This window comes from Streptomyces sp. NPDC001544 (genome assembly GCF_042894285.1).
Taxonomy (GTDB): domain Bacteria; phylum Actinomycetota; class Actinomycetes; order Streptomycetales; family Streptomycetaceae; genus Streptomyces.
In genome coordinates this window covers 845,829-865,893 of record NZ_JBIAVN010000002.1, presented here as the reverse complement: position 1 = coordinate 865,893, position 20,065 = coordinate 845,829, and the positions used below count along the sequence as shown (strand labels likewise).

Sequence of the window (20,065 nt, the reverse complement as noted above, 5' to 3'; positions counted from 1 at the left end):
GCTCGGCTGTCCGGCGGGGTCAGAGGAGTCCGTGGCGGGGTGGGCGGGTGCCGTTCAGCACGTAGCGGCCGATGTGCTGGATCTTCCAGCGGGTCGGGTCGTGCAGGGTGTGGGTGCGGGCGTCCCGCCAGTGCCGGTGCAGGTTGAGGGAGTCGAGCGCCGACCGGGTGCCGGACACCTCGAACAGGGCGCCCGCCACCTCGACCGCGGCCTGTGCCGCCGCCACCTTGACCGCGGCGACCGCGATGGAGGCCTCGGCCGCCGAGTCGTCGGTGAGGCCGGCGCGCGCGGTGTCCACGGTGCGGGCGGCCTCGTGCAGCAGCGCCCGGGCGGCGCGCACCTGGAGGGCGAGTTCACCGAAGCGCTGGATGAGCAGAGGGTCCTCGGCGGCTGTCTCGAAGCCGCTCTCGAACCAGGGCCGGCTTTTGGTCCGGACGAACGTGACGGCCTCCTCCAGCGCTCCCTGGGCGATCCCCGTGTCGATGGCGGCGTGCAGCAACTGCGCCACCGCACCGTGGAGTTGCGGCCCCCGGAAGGTGAGGTGGTGAGGGAGGACGTGGTCGGCGGGCACGGGGACGGCGTCCAGGCGGACGGTGCCGCTGGCCGTGGTGCGCTGCCCCATGCCGTCCCAGTCGTCGACGACCGACACGCCGGGGGCGTCCCGGGGCACGTATGCCACATGCAGGTCGTCGTCCTCGGCGCGGGCCAGGACCGGGATCCAGTCGGCGAAGAGGGCGCCGGTGGAGTAGTGCTTGACGCCGGTCAGCAGGTAGGAGCCGTCGGGCCGGGGTTCCAGGCGGGTGCGGATGTCCTGGACGTGCCTGGTGCCCGCTTCCGACTGGGCGTTGCCGAAGCGGCGGCCCGAGAGCAGTTCCCCGAAGAAGAACTTCCGCTGGTGTTCGGTCCCCTGGCGGCGGATGACGTTGACGTAGGCGAAGTGGCTCTGCGGGATCTGGGCGAGGCTGCCGTCGGCGGTACCGAGCAGCCGGAGGATCTCCGCCAGGGTGGCCGTGGAGACGTCCGCGCCGCCGTGCTCGGCGGGCACGGTGACAGCGAGCAGCCCGGATGCCGACATGCGATCCAACTCCGCGCGGGGCAACCTGCGTTCGGCGTCCCGTACCGAGGCGCCGGCGCGAAACTCCTCGGCCAGGGCGGCCGCTACGGCAAGGGCCTCCGTGTCGTCGGCGATGACGTGCGCGGTCACGGCGCTCAGCTCGCCGCGGCGAGCAGCGGGGTGCGGCCCAGCGCGGCCGAGAACTGGTCGAGCACCTGGCCGAGGGCTTCACCGGCGGCCGGGCTGACGATCAGGGCGCCGTCCTCGTGCACCGTGAGGTCCTTGTCGAGGGTGAACCAGCCCTGGACGATGTGCGCGGCTCCCATGGAGCTCAGGACCGGACGCAGCGCGTAGTCGATGGCGAGCACGTGGGCGATGCTGCCCCCGGTGGCGAGCGGCAGCACCGTCTTGCCGGTGAGCGCGTACTGCGGCAGCAGGTCGAGCAGCGCCTTGAGGACGCCGGAGTACGAGGCCTTGTAGACGGGGGTGCCGACCACGACGCCGTCGGCGCGGGCGAACAGTCCGGTCGCCTCGACGATCGCCGGGTGCCTGAAGTCCGCGCCCAGCAGGGCTTCGGCGGGGATGGTGCGGACGTCGAGCGGTATCACCTGGTGGCCCTGGGCGATCAGGCGCTGGTCCAGGTGACGCAGCAGACGGTTGGTGCGGGAGGAGGCGGATGGGCTGCCGGAGACGGACAGAACGGTGGCCATGAGGTCCTCTTTCGAGCAGGAGCGGATGGTCAGGCGTGCGCGGGGACGGACGCGCCCCCGGTCTCGGGCAGTCGCTCCTCGAGCTCGCGCACGAGGGGCAGCACCCGCTTGCCGAAGTACTCGACCTCCTCGTGGTAGTGCAGGAAGCCCAGGAGGAAGAGGTCTACGCCGAGCTTCTTGTAGGCGACGATGCGTTCCGCAATCTGTTCAGGGGTGCCGATGAGGCCCGTGCGGAAGCCGTCGTTGTACTGGACGAGGTCCGCGAAATCCGAGTCCTGCCACATTCCCTTGCCGTCGCCGGTGGACTGCCCGGCCTGCTTCACCGCCGCGCCGAAGCCCTCGACGGCCTCGGTGTCGGCCTGCGCCACGATCTCGCGGAGAGTCTCGCGCGCCTCGGCCTCGGTGTCGCGGGCGATGAGGAAGCCGTTGAGACCGAACTTCGGTGGCGTGCGCCCCGCTTCGGCCGCCGCCTTGCGGACGTCCGCGATCTGTTCGGTGACCCCGTCGAAGTCCTTGCCGTTGGAGAAGTACCAGTCGGAGACGCGGCCGGCCATCTGCCGGGCGGCGGTGGAGTTTCCGCCCTGGAAGATCTCCGGGTGCGGGCGCTCGGGGGTGCTGAGGGGCTTGGGCTTGAGGGAGAAGTCACGCAACCGGTAGAAGTCTCCGGCGAGTTCGGCGTGGTCCTCGGTCCAGATCCTGCGCAGGGCGGTGATGAACTCCTCGGAGCGGCGGTACCGTTCGTCGTGTTCCAGCCAGGGCTCGCCGAGCGCGGTGAACTCGCCCTTGAACCAGCCGGAGACGACGTTGACCGCGAAGCGGCCGTGCGACAGGTGGTCGGCGGTGGCGCCGAGCTTGGCGAGGACGCCCGGGTGCCACAGGCCGGGGTGGACGGCCGCGATGACCTTCAGGCGCTGGGTGGCGAGCAGCAGGGCGAGGCTGAAGCTGGTCGACTCGTGCTGGTACTCGGCCCCGTAGCTCGCCATGTAGCGGACCTGGCTGAGGGCGTAGTCGAAGCCGTTGTTCTCGGCGAGGACGGCGAGTTCCCGGTTGTAGTCGTACCCCCAGTCGGTGCGCTGCTCGATCCTGCTCGTGACCAGTCCCCCGCTGACGTTGGGGACCCAGTACGCGAATTTCACGGGTGCTGCGGACATGCGGAACTCCTGTTGCGGAATGCTTTCGGGCACGCCGAATTCAAGAGGGTGCGCGGGCACGGTGAATTCAGGCGCGGGAAAGGAAAGGACGCGGCGTGTCTCGGAGGGGGGTCAGGCCGCGGCGCGACAGGAGGCGCTGGAGACGCGTGCGAGGTCGACGTGGCGTCGCCGCGTGAGGTCCAGTCGCATCTTCATGCCGTCGATCGTGTCAGCGCCCGTCAGGGCAGTCAAGGAGAACCCGACCGGTCTCGTATCCCGGACCATTGAATTTCACGAAGGTGTGACAGGGAAACCCTTGAACACACCTCGGAAACGGCCGCATTCTGCGGTCGTGCGGATAGAACAGCTGGAATACATCGCGGCGGTCACCCGGCTCGGCTCCCTGCGCCGGGCCGCCGAGGAACTGCGGCTGTCGCAGCCCGCGTTGAGCGAGACCGTGCGCAACCTCGAGCGGGAGCTGGGGGTCGATCTGCTGGAGCGCAAACGGTCGGGCGCGACGATGAGCGCGGGTGGCCGGGAGCTGCTGCCGCACATCGTGGGTGTCCTGGAGGCGGTGGACCGGCTGCGGTCGGCCGCAGGGGAACAGCACCGGGTCAGCCGCATGGTGCGGGTCGGCACCGTCAACGCGGCCACCGTGCCGCTGCTCATCCCGGTGGTCCGGGACTTCCGGGCCGCGCATCCCGTCACCCAGGTGGAGGTGGTCGGCGCGCAGCAGGCGGAGATCCACCGGGCGCTGACCGAGGGCGGTTTCGACCTCGGGCTGGTCAACCACCTGGACGGGGACGACATCCCGGCGGGTTTCGAGTCGGCCGAGCTGCTGCGCGGGCGTCCGGTGGTGTGCATGCGCCCGGACAGCCCGCTGGCGTCCCTACGGGTGGTCTCGGTGGAGGACCTGCTCGGCGTGCCGTTGATCGCCATGCGCGCCGGGTATGTGATGCACCGTTACGTGCACCGGCTGCTGGGCGGGCGCGCCCCGTCCTTCTCGTACTCGACCGACGGCGCCGAGATGGGCAAGCTGATGGTCGCCGAGGGGCTGGGGGCGACGGTGCTGCCCGACTTCAGTGTGGTCGGGGATCCACTGGAGCGGTGCGGGGCGCTCACCCACCGGCCGCTTACCGACGACACCACGCGGGTGGTGCTGATGCTCCAGCGCCGCCGGGCGGAGTCCGTGCCGCGGGCGGCACGTGATCTGTACGAGGCCTTCGTGCGCCGGGCGGGTGACCTCACGGCCCGCCGGTAGGACGCCGTGGGGTCCGGGTCAGGACCTTCCGTCGTCGTCCCCTCGCTCGACCACCACGAGGAACGCGTCCGACTTCAGGTCCATCACCACGGTGGCGGGTTCGCCCTCGGCGCGGCGCGCCGCCGCGAACTCCTCCGCCGGCCATGACCCGCGCGGGGCCCCCGCAGGGAACCGCTCCAACACCTTCGCGCCCATAGCGGCAGGTCACCTCCAGTATCGACAGGGTTACGGGATATTCACCGTGCGTACTGCTCCGCCTTCCCCGGATCGACGGGGGCATGTCCCTGATCGGGGCGGATGTCCTTGAGGACGCATCCGAACGTCCCGCTTTTGTGGAAGGGATGTGCAGGGGGCGACACACGCGCCGACACGCGCCGACGGGAAGGACGGACGGCCGATGAGCGACGACGACACCGGCGCCGGGCCGCGCTGCCTGGTGACGGGTGCCACGGGGTACATCGGCGGGCGGCTGGTGCCCGAGCTGCTGGCCGCCGGCCACCGGGTGCGCTGCCTGGCCCGCTCCCCCGGCCGGCTGCGCGACCAGCCGTGGACGGGCGCGGTGGAGGTGGTACGGGCCGACGTCACCGACGCCGGTTCGGTCGCGGCGGCGATGCGGGGCGTCGACGTGGCCTACTACCTGGTGCACGCGCTGGGCACGGGCAAGGGCTTCGAGGAGGACGACCGCCGCGCGGCACGGATCTTCGCGGCGGCGGCCCGCTCGGCCGGTGTGCGCCGCATCGTGTATCTCGGCGGCCTCACCCCGGCAGGCGTTCCGGAGCACGAACTGTCGCCGCACCTGCGGTCACGGGCGGAGGTGGGCCGCATCCTGCTGGAGTCGGGGGTGCCGACGACCGTCCTGCGCGCGGCGGTGATCATCGGCTCCGGGTCCGCCTCCTTCGAGATGCTCCGCCACCTCACCGAGCGGCTGCCCGTGATGGTCACCCCGCGGTGGGTGCGCACCCGTATCCAGCCCGTCGCCGTACGGGACGTGCTGCGTGTCCTCGTCGGGAGCGCGCGGATGCCCAGGGAGGTCAACCGGGCCTTCGACATCGGCGGCCCGGACATCCTCACGTACCGGGAGATGATGACGCGGTACGCGGAGGTGGCGGGCCTCGCGCGCCGGTTCATCCTGCCCGTGCCGGTGCTCACCCCCGGCCTGTCCAGTCACTGGGTGGGTCTGGTGACCCCGGTGCCCGCGTCCCTCGCCCGGCCGCTCACCGAGTCGCTGCGGCACGAGGTGGTCTGCGGGGAGCAGGACATCACCCGGTACGTGCCCACCCCTCCCGGACACCCGATCGGCTTCGACGAGGCGGTGCGGCTGGCCCTTCGGCGCGTGCGCGAGGCCGATGTCGCGACCCGCTGGTCCTCCGCCTCGGTGCCCGGCGCGCCGAGCGATCCGCTGCCCACCGACCCCGACTGGGCGGGTGGCAGCCTGTACGCCGACCGTCGTGAGGCACGCGTGGACGCCCCCGTGGACGCGCTGTGGCGGGTGATCGAGGGTGTCGGTGGTGACAACGGCTGGTACTCCTTCCCGCTCGCCTGGGCCCTGCGCGGATGGCTGGACCGGCTGGCCGGCGGGGTGGGCCTGCGCCGGGGCCGCCGGGACGCGCAGCGGCTGCGTGCGGGCGACTCGCTGGACTTCTGGCGGGTGGAGGAGATCGAGCCGGGGCGCCTGCTGCGGCTGCGGGCCGAGATGCGGCTGCCGGGGCTGGCATGGCTGGAGATGTACGCCGAGCCGGACGGCACCGGCCGCAGCCGCTACCGGCAGCGGGCCCTGTTCCATCCGCGCGGGCTGCTCGGCCAGGCCTACTGGTGGGGCGTGTCGCCCTTCCACGCCGTCGTGTTCGGCGGTATGGCCCGCAACATCGCGCGGGCCGCGGAGCGGGGTCCGCTCACCCGGACGGAGGAGGGGGCGCCCGTCGGCTGACGCCCGCATCCGCCGGGCCCCGCGGGCCGGAAGCACTGTTCGTCATCCCTGTCCCAACCGGAGCCGCGCCATGAACGTCTCGGTCGTCCTGTTCACCGCCGACCTGCGCCTGCACGACCACCCGCCCCTGGTGGCCGCCCTGGACGGTTCGCGTCAGGTGGTCCCCCTCTTCGTGCGCGACCGGGGTGTGGAGGGGGCCGGTTTCGCCGCGCCCAACCGGCTGGCGTTCCTCGCCGACTGTCTGCGGGACCTGGACGCGGGGCTGCGCGGGCGCGGTGGCCGGCTCGTCGTCCGGTCCGGTGACGTCGTCGACGAGGTCTGCAAGGTGGTGGCCGAGGCGGACGCCGACGAGGTGCACATGGCGGCCGACGTGAGCGCGTACGCGCACCGCCGGGAGGAGCGGCTGCGGCGTGCCCTGGAGGCGGACGGGCGCCGGTTGCACGTGCACGACACGGTGACGACGGTACTGGTGCCAGGAGCGCTGACCCCGGCCTCCTCCGACCACTTCGCGGTGTTCACCCCGTACTTCCGGCAGTGGTCGCGGCAGAGAGCGCGGGACACTCTGGGGGCGCCCCGTGTGGTGCGCGTACCGGACGGCATCGGGTCCGAGGAGCTGCCGTCCAGGGCCGGGCTGTCGGGGGTGTCGCAGGGGCTGGCCGCCGGGGGTGAGGCGGAGGGGCGGGCCCGGCTGGCCGCCTGGCTGCGCGGCGGTGTCACCGCGTACGAGGACCGCCGTGACGACCTGGCCGGCGACGCGACCTCCCGTCTCTCGCCCCACCTCCATTTCGGCACCCTGTCCCCGGTCGAACTGGTCCACCGGGCGCGCGAGGCGGGCGGCCCGGGTGCCGAGGCCTTCGTACGGCAGCTCGCCTGGCGCGACTTCCACCGCCAGCTCCTGTCCGCACGCCCGGCGGCCGCCCGCGCCGACTACCGGACGAAGCACGACCGCTGGCGGTCCGAGCGCACGGCCGGGGACGACATCGAGGCCTGGCGGGAGGGCCGCACCGGCTACCCGATCGTGGACGCGGCCATGCGCCAGCTGCGCCACGAGGGCTGGATGCACAACCGCGGCCGTCTGCTGACCGCGAGTTTCCTGGCCAAGACGCTGTACGTGGACTGGCGGGTGGGCGCGCGGCACTTCCTGCGGTTCCTGGTCGACGGCGACCTCGCCAACAACCAGCTCAACTGGCAGTGGGTGGCGGGGACCGGCACCGACACCCGTCCGAACCGCGTGCTCAATCCGGTCACCCAGGCCAGGCGGTACGACCCCGACGGCGCGTACGTGCGGCGGTGGGTGCCCGAACTGGCGCCGCTGGAGGGGCCGTCGGTGCACGAGCCGTGGAAGCTGCGGGGCCTGGACCGGGCCGCCGTCGACTATCCGGACCCGATCGTCGAACTGTCCGAGGGGCTGGCCCGCTTCCGGCGGGCAAGGGAGCGCGAGTGAGGTCGGCCGGGGGTTCGGGGCATGCCGCGGCCGGTCACGGTGGCGCGCCGGGCCCGGCCGCTCCGTAGCCGCCGGCCAGCAGGTCGAGGGCTTCCCGGAGCCCCGCCGGACGCGGCATGCCCCGCGTCCGGCGACCGGCCCAGCCGGGGCCGCCCAGCACCACCAGCGGGCTGCGGCGCGCCCCCTTCACCCCCCATTCCGTGGCGGCGACGTCCCGGGCCAGCGGCGGGCTCGCCGTGGCGCGGGACTGGGCCCACAGGACCACGGCGGCCGGCCCCAGCCGCCGTACCGCGGCCGCCAGCGCGGAGGCGGGCACGGCGGCGCCGAACATCCTTGTGGGCAGCCCCAGTTCAGTCAGTGCGGCGTTGAGCGCCTCCAGTGGCAGGGTGTGCTCCTCGCCGGGGACGCAGGCCAGCAGCACCGGCCCGGCGACGGGGTCGCCGTCGGCCGGGGCGGGTGGCCGGGTGTGGCGGCGTAGGGTGGTGGAGACGTGCCAGGACAGCAGGTGCTCCACCTCGATGTAGCTGTCCTCCGACGACGCCCACTTGCGTCCCACGGCGTGCAGGGTCGGCACCATCACCTCCTGCCAGGCGTCGGCGAGTCCGTGCCCGGCGACGGCCGAGGCGAGCCGGGCCTCGACGGCCGCGGCGTCGAGACGCACGGCGGCGCGGGCCAGCCCCCGGCACTCCTGGCGCACATCGCCCAGCGGCAGCGCGCCGGCGGCCCGTGAACGCCCCGTGGCGGGAGCGGGTCCCGGGTCAGGGGGCGGCACGGGGGCCGTGCGGTCCCCCGTGCCGGCCGCCTCCTTCGCCGCGCGGGCCGCCTCGGCGGGCGGGACACCTGCCGAGGTCAGCCGGCACATCGCCTCCAGGAGTGCCACGTCCCGAGGCGTCCAGCGGCGGTGCCGGCCCTGCGCGTGCACGGCCGGACCGATGCCGTACCGGCGGTCCCAGGAGCGGAGGGTGGTCGGCGACACGCCGAGCCTGCGGGCCAGCGCGCCGGTGGTCACGGCGGCACCGGCGGCGGGCGGGGCCGGTTCGCCCTCCGGCGGGCGCCGCGCGGAATCTCTCATGGTGCGACTGTACGACGCACAACCGATGCGACTTGTGAGCCCTCGCCGGTGACTCCCACGCTGGCCGGTGGATACAGCTCTCAGGTGAGGTGGGAAGCCGTGGAGACGACCGTGTACGGCGACGGGAACCGCCGCCCCGAACCGATCACCGACGAGGAACTGGCGCGGCGCCTGGCCACGGACGACGACGCCTGCCTGGCCGCTGTCTACCAGCGCTGGTCGGCACTGGTGTACTCGCTGGCCCGGCGCTCGCTGGGCGATGCCGGGGAGGCGGAGGACGTCACCCAGCAGGTGTTCCTCGGCGTGTGGCGCGGACGCCGCCGCTACCGGCCCGAGCGGGGGCCGCTCGGCGGCTGGATCGTCGGCATCACCCGGCGCAGGATCGCCGACGCCCTGACCGCGCGGGCACGGCGCGGTGAACTGGTGACGGCCGCGGGGACGCGCCAGATGCTCGCCGGCACCGGCACCGGGGACGGCCGGCCGGAAGCGGCACTCGACCGGGTCCTCGTACGGCGGGAACTGGCCAGGCTCCCCGCGCCCCAGCGGCGGGTACTGGGGCTCGCGTTCTACGAGGACCTGACGCAGACGCAGATCGCGGCGCGGACGGGACTGCCGCTCGGCACCGTGAAGAGCCATGCGCGGCGCGGGCTGCACCGGCTGCGGGACCTGCTGCGCGAGCCCACATATGAAGAAGAAATAAGAGCAGAACTGGTTTGAGCGGCGCTTACCGCATACCACGCCGGCGCGGCCAGGCCTGCAACCCATGAGCTGGTGGTGCGCCGGCGCCGTACCACCGCACCGGAGCGAAGAGTCGCTGGTCAGACCGACCTGACCCTCATTACCGCTGCCACCGCCGAACCCTCCGGAGTCGGATGCGGCGGGTCCTGCCGGCAGCGCCGGCCCGGCGACCGCGGCGCTCAGTGAGAGCGCCTCGGTTCGAGCGCACCGAGCACGGCTGGTCCCTCGGAGGGCTGCCTGCGCCGTCGCCCGATTGGCTATCCTGATCACCGTGGGCGTGGTGCTCTTCGACGCCGCCCCGGACCGGCCCCAACTCCTCGCGCTCCTCAACCCGTTCAGCCGGGACCCGCCGCCGTGGCATCGGCGTGGCCGATCTCTCCGGGCCACCACCACGGCCAGCCGGTGAAAGCCCTGTCCGGTGCCCTTGGCGTCCTCCCGGTTCCCGCGGACGGCCAGGACCGGACTCGTGATCTGAAAGGCAGATACTCATGACCGACCACCGCCCCCGCCCCCTCACGCTCCTGGACGCCTCGTCGGCGCCGCCGCGCGCCGCAGACTGGATCGGCGAACACCGCGACGAGTTACGAGCCATGGTGGACGAGCACGGCGCCGTCCTCGTCCGCGGCCTGCTCCTGGACACCCGCGAGACGGCTGTCTCAGCGATCCGCGCGGTCGTCGGCGACGGCATGACCGAACGCGAGGGGTTCACCCCGCGGGACACCTACGGGCCCGGTGTGTACTCGTCCTCGCACTGGCCGGCCGACCAGCCGATGTGCATGCACCATGAGCTCAGTTACGCCGACGAGGCACCGCGGACGATGGCCTTCGCCTGTCTGACACCGCCGGCGAGCGCCGGGGTCACGGCGGTCGCGGACAGCCGTGCGGTGCTGCGCGACCTGCCGACCGACCTCGTGGAGCGCTTCGAGCGCCATGGCTGGAGACTGACCCGGCACTACAACCCGTACGTCGGCACCTCCTGGCAGGACGCGTTCGGTACCGACGACCGCGCCGAAGTCGAGCGCTACTGCGCCCAGCACGGCATCGAACCGACCTGGGGGACGGACGGCGGGCTGCGCACGGTCCAGATCCGCCCGGCCGTGATCCCGCACCCCACCACCGGTGAGCGGTGCTGGTTCAACCAGATCGCGTTCCTCAGCGAATGGACCATGGCCCCTGAGGTACGCGCGTTCCTCGTCGGCGAGTTCGGACCCGAGGGGTTACCGTTCAACACCTCCTGCGGTGACGGAACGCCCCTCGACCGGGCCATGGTCGACCTGATCAACAAGGTGTACGAGGCCCACACCATCCGCGAGCCGTGGCGGCGCGGCGACCTCATGGTCGTCGACAACGTCCGTATGGCGCACAGCCGCGAGCCCTACCGGGGCGAGCGGGAGATCCTCGTGGGCATGGGCGAGCCTTTCCGCCCCTGATCCCGCCCTTCGCAGCGATCCGCCCCGCTGGATGAGGTCCAGCGGGGCGGATCGACCAACGGCGTCCAGGGCGCGGGTGGAGCTCTCGGGGCGCCGAGCGGTCTCAGTGGAAGCTCAGTGTGCGGTACACCGTCACGTTTCCGACCAACTGCTGGCACGCCTGGGCGGCCACGGCCAGCTGGCTGGCGCAGTGGGGCGCCTCGGTGTTCAACAGGATCCCGAGTGTGGTGCCGCTGTGCCCGACCACCACTCCGAGGCCACCCACCTGCTGGCAGATGTCGATCAGCGCTTCCAGCGACCACTTGTGGCGCAGTACCTGGTTCATCCGCGCGCTCGCGGTCGCCACCCGGCCGACCTCGGCCAGGTCCTGCCGGGCCACCGCGCGCGTGACGCGCTCCAGCAGCCGGGCGTACTCCCGTTTGTCCGCCGTGGTGAACGGCTTGGGAAGGCTGTTGAAGTCGACCGTGTCCACCGCACCGCCCTCGTCGACGCTGACGACAGCCATCGACGGCAGCGAGCCGAGCCGTGCCCGCAGCCGGACGCTGCGGTGGTGGAAGGCAACGACCGCGGGGTAGAGCACGCCGTCGGTGGGTTCGATCCTGGCGAGGTAGGACTCGATGCGCCGGGGCGGCATCGGCTCGTCCAAGGCGTTGGCCACCGCCCGAGCGGTGGCCACCAGGTCGGCCGACGAGCTGGCCAGTCCCTTGCCCTCCGGGATGGTGCTGTCGATCCTCAGCACCCCGCCCCAGCACCGCTGGGCATCCTCCATGATCATCGAAGTGAGCCGCAGCGCTTTCCTCTTGTGCGCCGGCCATACCTGCAGCGCTTCGGCGCCCGGGAGGAGCTCGAACCTGGCCATGGCCCAGCGGGCGACCGGCAGCGTGACCAGGAAGTCCCCGTCCTCCTCGGGCAGCACGCCCTGCAACAGCTCTCCGAAGGTGCCGAAGGCCGCACTGACCCCGGTGGCGGTCACGCGGCGGTAGCCCGCAGGGGGCGTCAGTGCCGGCCGGATCGTCGTCACCTGATGGATTCCTCCTGGTCCCGCCGCTCGGGGGCCGCGCAGGCCGCCCGCACCAGCAGGGCGGTCTGGGCCGGCCGGGTGCTCACGAAGTAGTGTCCGCCCTCGTCGAGTTCGTGCAAGGTGAGGCGGTCGGACACGGCTTTCCACTCCTCGTCTCCCTGGCCTCCCTGCCCGGACCGCGCGGTGGACGGGTCGTCGTGGGCGACGACGATGTCGAGGGGAGCGTCGACGCGGTGGGCGTCCGCGTCCTCGCGGACCGCGATCAGGTGGCCGTTGGCGGTCAGGACGTCGTGCCGGTAGGCCCGTCCGACCACGTCGGCCCGCTCCGGCTTGAGGCCGTCCAGTTCGACGTACGCGTTCTCGGCTCGCAACCGGGACAGCAGAGCCTGGTTGTCCGCGGCCCTCACCTCGGCCATCTCCACGCGCAGCGCCTCGGTGTCCTGAAGCAGCAGCGCACCGATGAACACCCGTTCAACGGGCCTCCCTTCGGCCTCCAGTAAGCGGACGGTCTCCAGCGCGGCGGCGGCGCCCGCGCAGTGTCCCCACACCAGTACCGGCGTGCCCACCTGCCGGAGGATCTCGTCCCGTACCCGGCGGGCGACGTCGTCGACATCGGCAAGCGGCTCGTCCGCGCCGGCGAAGTCGTGGCCGGGCAGTTCGACGCCCAGCACCGCGATGCCGTCTTGCGCGAGTTCTGCTGCCAGAGAGCGGAAGTTGACGGCATTGCCGCCCGCGTAGGGGAAGCACACCAGGGTGTGGTGCGGGTCGCGCACCTCGGACAGCGGCTGCAGGAGACCGCTGTGAGTGCCGCCGCCCTGCCCGTCGAGGGCCTGGGCGAGATCACTGAGCACGGGGTTGGCCACCAGGTCCCTCAGCGACAGCGCACGGTCCAAGTGGACCAGCAGTCGTACGGCGGCCAGTGAGGTCCCGCCCAGCTCGAAGAAGTTGTCGGCACGGCCGATGCGCTCCAGCGGTACGCCCAGCACCTCGGCCCACAGCATCGCCAGCCGCCGTTCCGCGGGCGTGCCGGGCGCGGCGTAGGGGGCGTCGGCGTGGCCGAGTGTGCCGGCCAGCCGGACCAGCGCCTTCTTGTCGACCTTGCCGTTCTCGGTGAGCGGCAACCGTTCCAGCCGGTGGATGTAGGCGGGCACCATGTAGTCGGGGAGCAGCCCGGCGAGGAAGTCCCGCACGCGCTCGGCCGTCACATCGTCGTCGCCGCTGAAGAACGCGACGAGGTTGCGCGGTTGTCCGGTTCCGCCGTCGATGACGGCCGCCGCCTCGCGCACCCCGGCCATGGTCAGCAGCTTGTTCTCGATCTCGCCGATCTCGATGCGGAATCCACGGATCTTGACCTGTTCGTCGCGGCGCCCGAGGAACTCGATGCGTCCCTCGGGCAGCCAGCGGCCGAAGTCGCCGGTGCGGTACATGCGGGTGTCCGGCCGGAACGGGTCGGGCAGGAAGACCTGCCGGGTGCGCTCCTCGTCGTTGATGTACCCGCGGCCCACGCACACCCCGGAGAAGGCGATCTCCCCGGGCGAGCCGAGCGGGGCGAGAGCCAGGTTCTGGTCCAGCACGTAGGTGTTGACATTGCGCAGAGACCTGCCGACGGTCACGAAGTCCCGGTCGGGCACCCGGTCGAGGACCTCGTGCATGGTGTCGTCGGACACCTCGGTGGCTCCGTAGGCGTTGACCAGCTTGATGTCCGGGTGCGCCGTGAACCATCGCTGCACCAGCTCGTACTTGAGCGCCTCGCCGGTGACCGACAGGGTGCGCAGCACGCCGAGGTCGCGGGGGTGCTGCTCCAGGTGGGTGAGCAGCACCTCCAGGTACGAGGGCACGATCTGCGCGACGGTGACCTGCCCCTTGACGAGTTCGTCGACGAATGCGGCCACGTCGAGCTGCACTTCGGTGTCGACGATGCGTACGCTGCCGCCGACCAGGAGGGGCGCCGCGAACTGCCACAGGGAGATGTCGAAGCACTGCGAGGCGGTCTGCGTCACCACCTCCGCCGCGCCGCCGGTCATCTGCATGTCGTCTGTCTTGATGTACAGGTGGTTGAGCATGCCGGCGTGCTCGCACAGCGCCCCCTTGGGGGCACCGGTGGATCCGGATGTGAAGTAGATGTACGCGGCCTGTCCGGGTTCGACCGGAACCCGGGGCGGTGTGGCATCGGCGCCCGAAGCCTGGATCAGCGGCACCGACAGGGTGGCCGGCGGGTTCGCCAGTCGGGCGGAGGCGTCCCGTACCAGTTGCTCGCTGCCCTCTTCGGTGAGCGCGAACGCGCAGGCGCTGCGTTCGAGTTGGGTCGCCACTCGGTCGGCGGGAAAGTCCGGGCGTACCGGGAGGTAGACACAGCCGGCCTTGAACACACCGAGGGCCGCGGCGATCCAGTCGAGGGTGCGGTCCATGACGACGGCCACCACGTTCTCGCGCCGCGCTCCGGCGTCCAGGAGCGCGCGTGCCACCCGGTTGGCACGCTCGTCCAGCTCGCGGTAACTCCAGCGTGTGTCGCGGTGTACGGCCGCGACGGCGTCGGGCACCTCGCGCGCCCTCTCCTCGAAGAGTTCGACGAAGGTGCTCTTGTCGGGTTCCTCGCGCGGCCCGGCGAGGCCGTACAGCTGGGTCTCCACCTCCTGCGGGGACAGCAGACTCCGCGTGTGGTGGTACCGCCCCGGGTCCGCCGCGAGCAGTTCGAGGGCCGCTACGTGATATCCCGCGAGCCGCCGCGCGTACTCCCCGTCGAACTCGGCCCGGTCGTGCAGGACGCACAGTCCGATTCCGTCGTCGCCGGGCCGGAAGACCACGCGCAGGACGACCTCCTCGGAGAGTTCCCCGCCTCCGTCATGGAGCGCGCCGTCCGGCTCCTCGATCGCGGACAGGTCGAGGACCACCTCCGGTCGCGCGTCCGCGTGGTGGACGGCGTTCAGCGCGTCGGCGGCGCGGGCGGTCAACTCGGTCCACGTGCCGTCGGTGACGGTCATGCGCAGCGGCATCGTGCCCCGGCCTGCCGCCCCGGTCCGACCGATGAGCAGGTCCTGCTCGGCGGACACGGTGGCGAGGACGCGGGCGTGGGCGGCGAGCAGCACCGCCGGCAGTCCCCCGGCGGTCTCGGCGGCGATCCGGTGCAGCTCGTCCGTCATTGCGGTGGACAGCCGTGTCCGGTACTCCCCCGTACCGTGCCCGGCGACCCCCGGCTGGGTCCACCGCGGGATCGTCGTGAACGTGTGCTGTTGGTGGTGCTCGCTCATCTGCCCCTGACTCCTTGTTCCGGTACGGCCGGCGCTGCCGGCTGCTCCAACTCGATCCTGACCAGCCGGGCGGCGCTCTCCGCCCGCCGGCCCGCTTCCCCGGTGTCCGCACCGGTGGCGACGACGCAGCCCAAGCGGTCCTGGAACGACTGCGTGATCCGCACCTGCCGACCGACGGCCGTCGTGGCCTGGGCCACCACGACGCCCGGGGCCACGCTCGCTGCCGCCGTCCCCTCGACGCGGACGACGCGTCCCTCGCCCGCCGCCATGACGAAGCGGACGGCGGCGTGACCGGCCCCGCGCCCTGGGGGCGGCGGGTCCTGCCCCGCGGCGCGCGCGATCACGGCGTCCACGAGGTCGGTGCCGGTCGCCGAGCGCACCGCGACCGGGATCATGCCGCCGGCCAGCCGGGGATTGACCTCGATGACCACCGGTCCCGCCGGTGACCAGCGCAGTTCGGTGTGCGCCGCACCCCAGCCGAGGCCGAGCGCGGCCAACGCCCGCAGTGCTGTTCCGCCCAGGGCGGCGGCGGTACCGGGTGGCACAGGCGCGGGCACGTCGTGGCCCGTCTCCACGAAGTACGGCGTGGCGCCCGTGTGTTTGGCGACGACGGCGACGACGGTGTCGTCGAACGTCTCCACCGAGAACTCGGGGCCGTCCACCGCCTTTTCGACAAGGATCCGGCCCGGTACCGGGTTGCCCCGCTCGTCCGTGGTCCGCTGCAGCAGCGTGCGGGCCCATTCCCCGGTCTCGGCGGGGGTACGGCACAGCCGCACCCCCACGGAGCCCGAACCGCTGACCGGTTTCAGTACCACCGGGTGGCCGATCGTCCCGGCGGCGCCGACCGCCTCCTTCGGGGTGGAGACGGGTGCGAACGCGGGCACCGGCACCCCGGCCGCGGCCAGCACGGCACGCTGCGTGTCCTTGGCGCGGCAGCGCGCGACGGCGTCCGCGTCGGCCGCGGGCAGACCGAGTTTGGCGGCGACGCGGGCGGCGGTCACCACGAAGTACTCGGAGCTGGAGGCGACTCCGACCGGTCCGGCGCCATCGGCGAGCGCGGAGCAGGCGTCGAGCACGGCCGTCTCGTCGCCGGTGTCGAGGACCACCGTGTCGATGCCGAGATCAGCCACATACGGATACCGGTCGGGGTCATGGGTGAGCAGCACCGGCCGCAGACCCCGCGCACGAGCCGCGACGCAGAACTCGCGTCCGGTGCCCGTGGTGTTGCTCTCCAGGAAGGCCAGCCACGGCCGTGCCGAGCTCATCGCGCGTCTCCTGTGCCCGTACTCCGTCCGGCCACGACCTCTTCGACAGCGGTGTCGAGGACGGCCTCCGCCCGGGCGAGCCGCGTTCGGTGGCTCTGCAGCCACGCTCCGTGCCCGGAGAGGGTTCCGCACAGGATCCGCAGCGTGGTGCCGCAGGTTCCGGGGCCGCCACCGCGGGTGTGGGAGGCGACCACCTCCGCGAGCGAGGACACTTCGGTGCTGACGTCGGCGGACGCACCGTCCGGCAGGGTGATCTGCGTCAGTTCGCGCTCGCCCGCCTCCACCGCCTCGCGCACGGCGGCGCCCACCGCGTGGTGCGCGGTGCGGAACGGCACACCCTGTACGACGAGCCGGTTGGCGATGACCGTCGCGGTCACGAATCCCTCCCGGGCCCGCTCCCGCATCCGCTCCGGCTGCGGACGTGCCCCGGAGACGAGGACCTGGGAGAGGAGCACGGAGTCGCGAACGGTGGCCAGCGCGGCCCACGCCCCGGCCACCGCCTCGGTGCCGACCTCGATGGAGTTGGTGAACGGCGTCGACTTGATCGCCGCCGCCGACGCCGTCCAGGCGCCTACGGCAGTCGCGGCCTTGGCCTTGACGTGTTCCAGCAGGAAGGCGTTGCGCTTCTGGGGCATGGCGGAGCTGCCGCCCACCAGCCGCTCGGGGAATCGGACGAAATCGAACTCCTGTGTGCTCCACAGCTGGAGGTCGGTGGCGAGCCTGCTGAGGGTGAGCCCCGCCCCGGCCGCCGCGGCCAGGGCACGCAGCAGCGTGTCGCGGGAGGCCACCGCGTCCATCGCGTGCAGCGGCGGTTCGGCGAAGCCGAGCAGGGCGGCGGTACGGGCCGTGTCGATGGGCAGATCGGTGCCGGACACCGCGCCGGCGCCCAGCGGGCAACGGTCCAGTTCGTCCACGGTGTGGCGCAGCGCGGTGATGTCCCGGTCCAGCGCGGTGGCGATCCCGGCCAGGTAATAGCCGTAGCTGACCGGCATGGCGGGCTGGTAGTGGGTGTAGACCGGCATCACCGCGTCCTGGTGGGCGCGGGCCCGGGAGAGCAGCACGGCCTGCAACCGCAGTATCTCCCCGATCAGGTCCAGCAGTTCCGCGCGCAGGCGCATGGCGGTGATGGTGGCCTTGATGTCGTTGCGGGAGCGGCCGGTGTGCAGCTTGCCGCCCGCCTCGGCGCCGAGCACGGCCACCAGGTGGCCCTCGTACATCAGGTAGAGGCCGCGCGGTGCCTCCTTGCCGTGCAGCTCGGAGAAGCCGTCGGCGCGGAGCCGGGTGATCTCCCGCAGCAGCGCGGCGGCGGCGTACGCGGGCAGGAGTCCGCACTCGGTCAGCATGACCACGTGCGCCAGGTCCACGGTGGAGGTGTGACCCAGTTCGCGGCGGACGTCGTCGGGCCCCGGCTCGCCGTAGACGACGCGGCGGGTGCGTGGTCCGAGGGTGTGGGCGAGCCGGCCGGTGCCGGTCATGACGCCACCCGTTCGGACAGCGGGTCCGCGGTCCTCGGTACGGTGCCGGGCACGTCCTCGTAGCGGCGCCGTCCCCAGGCGATGCGGGTCCAGCTGTCGCCCACGTCGGCCGGGGAGTCCACCACGGCCGGTTCGGCGGGCAGGTCGGTGAGCAGGTGACCGTGGTCGGCGAGCCAGGCGTCGTCGTACACGGTCGCCTGGTAGCGGTAGCCCTCGTCCGGGAGCATCACCACACAGAGCGCGTCCGGGTGCCGTGCGGCCCACCACTGGGCGACGAGATAGGCCGCGCCGCTGGTCGGCCCCTGGAAGAGAGCGTGGGTGGCGTGCAGCTTGCGCGTGTACCCGTACACCTCGGCGGGCGAGCACCAGTGGACCTCGTCGAAGGCCGCGTGGTCCAGGTTGGCGGGCCACAGGCTGTTGCCCAGACCACGCAGCGCGCGCGGGCCGTCCTGCTGGCCGAAGAGCACGCTGCGATGCGTGTCCACACCGATGGCGAGCGTGTGCGGGGTGAACTCGCGCAGTGCGCCCGCGGTACCGCACATCGAGCCGCCCGAGCCCACGGGCCCGACCAGGCAGTCCACCGGGCCCAGGGCGTGGGCGATCATCTCCGCCACTGTGCCGTAGGAGCGGGGGTTGTCGGGGTTGCTGTACTGCTCCGGGCAGAACGTCAGGGGGAGTTCGGACCGGATCTCGGCGAGCCGCCGCAGCCGTGCCTCCTGGAATCCGCCGACCGGCGCGGGCTCGGGGCACATCTCGACGACCGCGCCCAGGTCGGTGAGCCGGCGATGCAGGTTCGCGTCGATGGCCGGGTCGCTGACCAGCACGAGCCGGCGTCCCATCAGGGCGGCCTCCATGGCCAGCGCGAGGCCGAAGGTCCCCGACGTGGTCTCGACGATCACGGTGTCGTCGTCCAGGTCGCCGCGCCGGACGGCGCGGTCGAGTATGTAGTGGGCGGGCAGCAGTTTCATCAGCGTGAAGACCGCGCCGTACAGGTTGGGACCGAGCCTGATGAGGCGGGGCATCATCTGCGCCTCGGTGACCGACTGGTACATCAGCATGGAAACCGCCATGGAAGTCTCTGGACGGGGGAGGACGGGGAGTCAGGCGCACCGTGCCCGGGAGCGGGCCCACCGGGACCGGTGTCCGGCGCCACGGCCGGTGCGGGCGGGGAGCCGGTGTGCCCGCCGCCGGCGCCGGGCCCGCACCGTTGGGCCGGCCCCGCGCCCCTGTGACGGCTCGGGGAATGCGGCGTGTTCGCGGGCCGACTGGTGATCCGCGGATTCGCCGGCGCGGCCCGTGGGTGCGCGAGCCGACGGTTCAAGCCGGTCCGTCGACCGGGGAGCCTCATGACCGGGCCGCCGGCTTGCGCCCTGAGACCACGAGTGCCTCCCGGGGCATTGTCACCGTCCAAGCGGACTCGCTCTCGTCGAACGAGGCGTGGACCTCGCGGTATCCGTCAGCGCCGTCCTCGTAACGGAATATGTCGCAGACGAGTTCGAACGTGCGGCGACAAGCGCCCTGCATGCCGAGTTCGTCGTAGAGCTTCTCCAGGCCGTACATGTCGGCCATGTACCGCCCCAGTTCCAGTTCCGCCTGCTCCTTCGTGGCGCCGGAAACCACGAAGGAGTCGTCCATCAGGACGGGGGCGACGTCCTCGAATCCCGCCGACCTCAGACAGGACACGGCCTCGTCGCGCTCGAAGTGGGGGTAGTCGTGGCCGGTCGCCGCGTACACGTCGACCACTTTCCTGAACCACACGTCCACCGGTGAATCGGGGAGGAAATCGTGGAGGACGAAGATCCCACCGGGCTGCAGGACACGGAACGCTTCCTCGGCCACGGTGCCCCGCTCTGCCACGGGAATATGGTGGCTGCCGTAGGCGAGCAGCACGCCGCCGACCGATTCGTCACGGAAGAGCAGTGCTTCGGCCCGCTGCCGCAGTGCCGGAATCCCGCTCGCCCAGGCCTGTTCCACCATGAAGGGCGAAGCGTCGCAGGTGGCTATCACGGCGTCGTCCCGCCCGGTCAGCGCCGCCACGCGGCTCACCAGTCCATCGCCGCCCAGCAGGTCGACCAGGACACGGGAGGCGGTGCGGTTGTTTCCGGTGACGATGTCGAGGAGCTGGTTGATTCCCCGGGCGCGGGTCCGGGTCGAGCGTTGCGCGACGACGTAGCTCTCGCCCCGGCCGCCGTTGTCCGTGTGGCCGAAGTCGTCCGTCGGGCCGAAGAGCTCGAAGGCCCGGATCCGCTGATCCTCCACTCGATCCGGATCGAGGCAGGAATGAATGTCC

The 20,065-nt window shown here is 72.3% G+C and carries 18 protein-coding genes; 6 read left to right on the top strand and 12 right to left on the bottom strand.

The window, feature by feature from the left end; all coding sequences use genetic code 11:
- Positions 1-19 precede the first annotated feature (19 nt).
- From ACFY0F_RS09200 to ACFY0F_RS09185, 4 genes are all read right to left on the bottom strand, one after another.
- Positions 20-1,204 (bottom strand): SfnB family sulfur acquisition oxidoreductase, encoded by a 1,185-nt coding sequence (locus ACFY0F_RS09200; RefSeq protein ID WP_388791073.1) that lies wholly within the window; start codon positions 1,202-1,204, stop codon positions 20-22.
- A 5-nt stretch (positions 1,205-1,209) separates the two neighbouring features.
- Entirely contained in the window at positions 1,210-1,764 is a 555-nt protein-coding gene (gene ssuE / locus ACFY0F_RS09195) for an NADPH-dependent FMN reductase (RefSeq protein ID WP_388791071.1), read from the bottom strand.
- A 29-nt stretch (positions 1,765-1,793) separates the two neighbouring features.
- A complete protein-coding gene (gene sfnG, locus ACFY0F_RS09190) occupies positions 1,794-2,915 on the bottom strand; it encodes a dimethylsulfone monooxygenase SfnG (protein ID WP_388791069.1) in 1,122 nt (373 codons plus the stop codon).
- 111 nt (positions 2,916-3,026) lie between these two features.
- Positions 3,027-3,104 carry a putative leader peptide gene (locus ACFY0F_RS09185; RefSeq protein ID WP_351405193.1) on the bottom strand — a complete coding sequence of 26 codons (78 nt, stop codon included), beginning with the start codon at positions 3,102-3,104 and terminating at the stop codon, positions 3,027-3,029.
- Between the two features lie 142 nt (positions 3,105-3,246).
- On the opposite strand from ACFY0F_RS09185, the gene ACFY0F_RS09180 reads away from it, so the two are divergent.
- The gene (locus ACFY0F_RS09180; RefSeq protein WP_388791067.1) at positions 3,247-4,155 is read left to right on the top strand and encodes a LysR family transcriptional regulator; all 909 of its coding nucleotides are present in this window, start codon (positions 3,247-3,249) and stop codon (positions 4,153-4,155) included.
- 18 nt (positions 4,156-4,173) lie between these two features.
- On the opposite strand, the gene ACFY0F_RS09175 is transcribed toward ACFY0F_RS09180, so the two are convergent.
- Positions 4,174-4,350 carry a hypothetical protein gene (locus ACFY0F_RS09175; protein WP_388791065.1) on the bottom strand — a complete coding sequence of 59 codons (177 nt, stop codon included), beginning with the start codon at positions 4,348-4,350 and terminating at the stop codon, positions 4,174-4,176.
- 202 nt (positions 4,351-4,552) lie between these two features.
- On the opposite strand from ACFY0F_RS09175, the gene ACFY0F_RS09170 reads away from it, so the two are divergent.
- Together ACFY0F_RS09170 and ACFY0F_RS09165 are read left to right on the top strand one after the other, a co-directional pair.
- Positions 4,553-6,082: an SDR family oxidoreductase gene (locus tag ACFY0F_RS09170; protein WP_388791063.1), complete on the top strand. Its 1,530-nt coding sequence runs from the start codon at positions 4,553-4,555 to the stop codon at positions 6,080-6,082.
- 70 nt (positions 6,083-6,152) lie between these two features.
- A complete protein-coding gene (locus ACFY0F_RS09165) occupies positions 6,153-7,526 on the top strand; it encodes a cryptochrome/photolyase family protein (RefSeq protein ID WP_388791061.1) in 1,374 nt (457 codons plus the stop codon).
- A 34-nt stretch (positions 7,527-7,560) separates the two neighbouring features.
- Here ACFY0F_RS09165 and ACFY0F_RS09160 read toward each other — a convergent pair whose 3' ends face one another.
- Complete coding sequence (locus tag ACFY0F_RS09160) at positions 7,561-8,598, bottom strand: MerR family transcriptional regulator (protein WP_388791059.1); 1,038 nt, start codon at positions 8,596-8,598, stop codon at positions 7,561-7,563.
- 99 nt (positions 8,599-8,697) lie between these two features.
- Between ACFY0F_RS09160 and ACFY0F_RS09155 the strand changes: the two genes are divergently transcribed.
- From ACFY0F_RS09155 to ACFY0F_RS09145, 3 genes are all read left to right on the top strand, one after another.
- The gene (locus ACFY0F_RS09155; protein ID WP_388791057.1) at positions 8,698-9,315 is read left to right on the top strand and encodes a sigma-70 family RNA polymerase sigma factor; all 618 of its coding nucleotides are present in this window, start codon (positions 8,698-8,700) and stop codon (positions 9,313-9,315) included.
- Between the two features lie 274 nt (positions 9,316-9,589).
- Positions 9,590-9,742 carry a hypothetical protein gene (locus tag ACFY0F_RS09150; protein ID WP_388791055.1) on the top strand — a complete coding sequence of 51 codons (153 nt, stop codon included), beginning with the start codon at positions 9,590-9,592 and terminating at the stop codon, positions 9,740-9,742.
- A gap of 82 nt (positions 9,743-9,824) precedes the next feature.
- Positions 9,825-10,766: a TauD/TfdA family dioxygenase gene (locus tag ACFY0F_RS09145; protein WP_388791053.1), complete on the top strand. Its 942-nt coding sequence runs from the start codon at positions 9,825-9,827 to the stop codon at positions 10,764-10,766.
- A gap of 103 nt (positions 10,767-10,869) precedes the next feature.
- Here ACFY0F_RS09145 and ACFY0F_RS09140 read toward each other — a convergent pair whose 3' ends face one another.
- The 6 genes from ACFY0F_RS09140 to ACFY0F_RS09115 all read right to left on the bottom strand — a co-directional run bounded on the left by ACFY0F_RS09140 (position 10,870) and on the right by ACFY0F_RS09115 (position 20,034).
- Positions 10,870-11,787, bottom strand: coding sequence for a kinase (locus ACFY0F_RS09140; protein ID WP_388791052.1), 918 nt, complete (start codon positions 11,785-11,787; stop codon positions 10,870-10,872).
- Positions 11,784-15,035 carry an amino acid adenylation domain-containing protein gene (locus ACFY0F_RS09135; RefSeq protein ID WP_388791050.1) on the bottom strand — a complete coding sequence of 1,084 codons (3,252 nt, stop codon included), beginning with the start codon at positions 15,033-15,035 and terminating at the stop codon, positions 11,784-11,786. Before ACFY0F_RS09135 ends, ACFY0F_RS09140 begins: the two co-directional genes overlap by 4 nt.
- Positions 15,032-16,300, bottom strand: a complete 1,269-nt coding sequence (locus ACFY0F_RS09130) for an ATP-grasp domain-containing protein (RefSeq protein ID WP_388791048.1) — start codon at positions 16,298-16,300, stop codon at positions 15,032-15,034. Before ACFY0F_RS09130 ends, ACFY0F_RS09135 begins: the two co-directional genes overlap by 4 nt.
- On the bottom strand, positions 16,297-17,775 hold the full coding sequence (gene argH / locus ACFY0F_RS09125) for an argininosuccinate lyase (RefSeq protein ID WP_388791046.1): 1,479 nt from the start codon (positions 17,773-17,775) through the stop codon (positions 16,297-16,299). Before argH ends, ACFY0F_RS09130 begins: the two co-directional genes overlap by 4 nt.
- Positions 17,772-18,845, bottom strand: coding sequence for a cysteine synthase family protein (locus ACFY0F_RS09120; protein ID WP_388791044.1), 1,074 nt, complete (start codon positions 18,843-18,845; stop codon positions 17,772-17,774). Before ACFY0F_RS09120 ends, argH begins: the two co-directional genes overlap by 4 nt.
- Positions 18,846-19,119: 274 nt before the next feature.
- Complete coding sequence (locus tag ACFY0F_RS09115; protein WP_388791042.1) at positions 19,120-20,034, bottom strand: class I SAM-dependent methyltransferase; 915 nt, start codon at positions 20,032-20,034, stop codon at positions 19,120-19,122.
- Between the last annotated feature and the right edge of the window lie 31 nt (positions 20,035-20,065).

Coding starts and splice junctions, on each gene's coding strand:
- ACFY0F_RS09135 (WP_388791050.1), bottom strand. CDS start 15,035: ATGAGCGAGCACCACCAACAGCACACGTTCACGACGATCCCGCGGTGG.
- ACFY0F_RS09130 (WP_388791048.1), bottom strand. CDS start 16,300: ATGAGCTCGGCACGGCCGTGGCTGGCCTTCCTGGAGAGCAACACCACG.
- ACFY0F_RS09175 (WP_388791065.1), bottom strand. CDS start 4,350: ATGGGCGCGAAGGTGTTGGAGCGGTTCCCTGCGGGGGCCCCGCGCGGG.
- ACFY0F_RS09170 (WP_388791063.1), top strand. CDS start 4,553: ATGAGCGACGACGACACCGGCGCCGGGCCGCGCTGCCTGGTGACGGGT.
- ACFY0F_RS09160 (WP_388791059.1), bottom strand. CDS start 8,598: ATGAGAGATTCCGCGCGGCGCCCGCCGGAGGGCGAACCGGCCCCGCCC.
- ACFY0F_RS09165 (WP_388791061.1), top strand. CDS start 6,153: ATGAACGTCTCGGTCGTCCTGTTCACCGCCGACCTGCGCCTGCACGAC.
- ACFY0F_RS09185 (WP_351405193.1), bottom strand. CDS start 3,104: ATGCGACTGGACCTCACGCGGCGACGCCACGTCGACCTCGCACGCGTC.
- sfnG (WP_388791069.1), bottom strand. CDS start 2,915: ATGTCCGCAGCACCCGTGAAATTCGCGTACTGGGTCCCCAACGTCAGC.
- ACFY0F_RS09120 (WP_388791044.1), bottom strand. CDS start 18,845: ATGGCGGTTTCCATGCTGATGTACCAGTCGGTCACCGAGGCGCAGATG.
- ssuE (WP_388791071.1), bottom strand. CDS start 1,764: ATGGCCACCGTTCTGTCCGTCTCCGGCAGCCCATCCGCCTCCTCCCGC.
- argH (WP_388791046.1), bottom strand. CDS start 17,775: ATGACCGGCACCGGCCGGCTCGCCCACACCCTCGGACCACGCACCCGC.
- ACFY0F_RS09145 (WP_388791053.1), top strand. CDS start 9,825: ATGACCGACCACCGCCCCCGCCCCCTCACGCTCCTGGACGCCTCGTCG.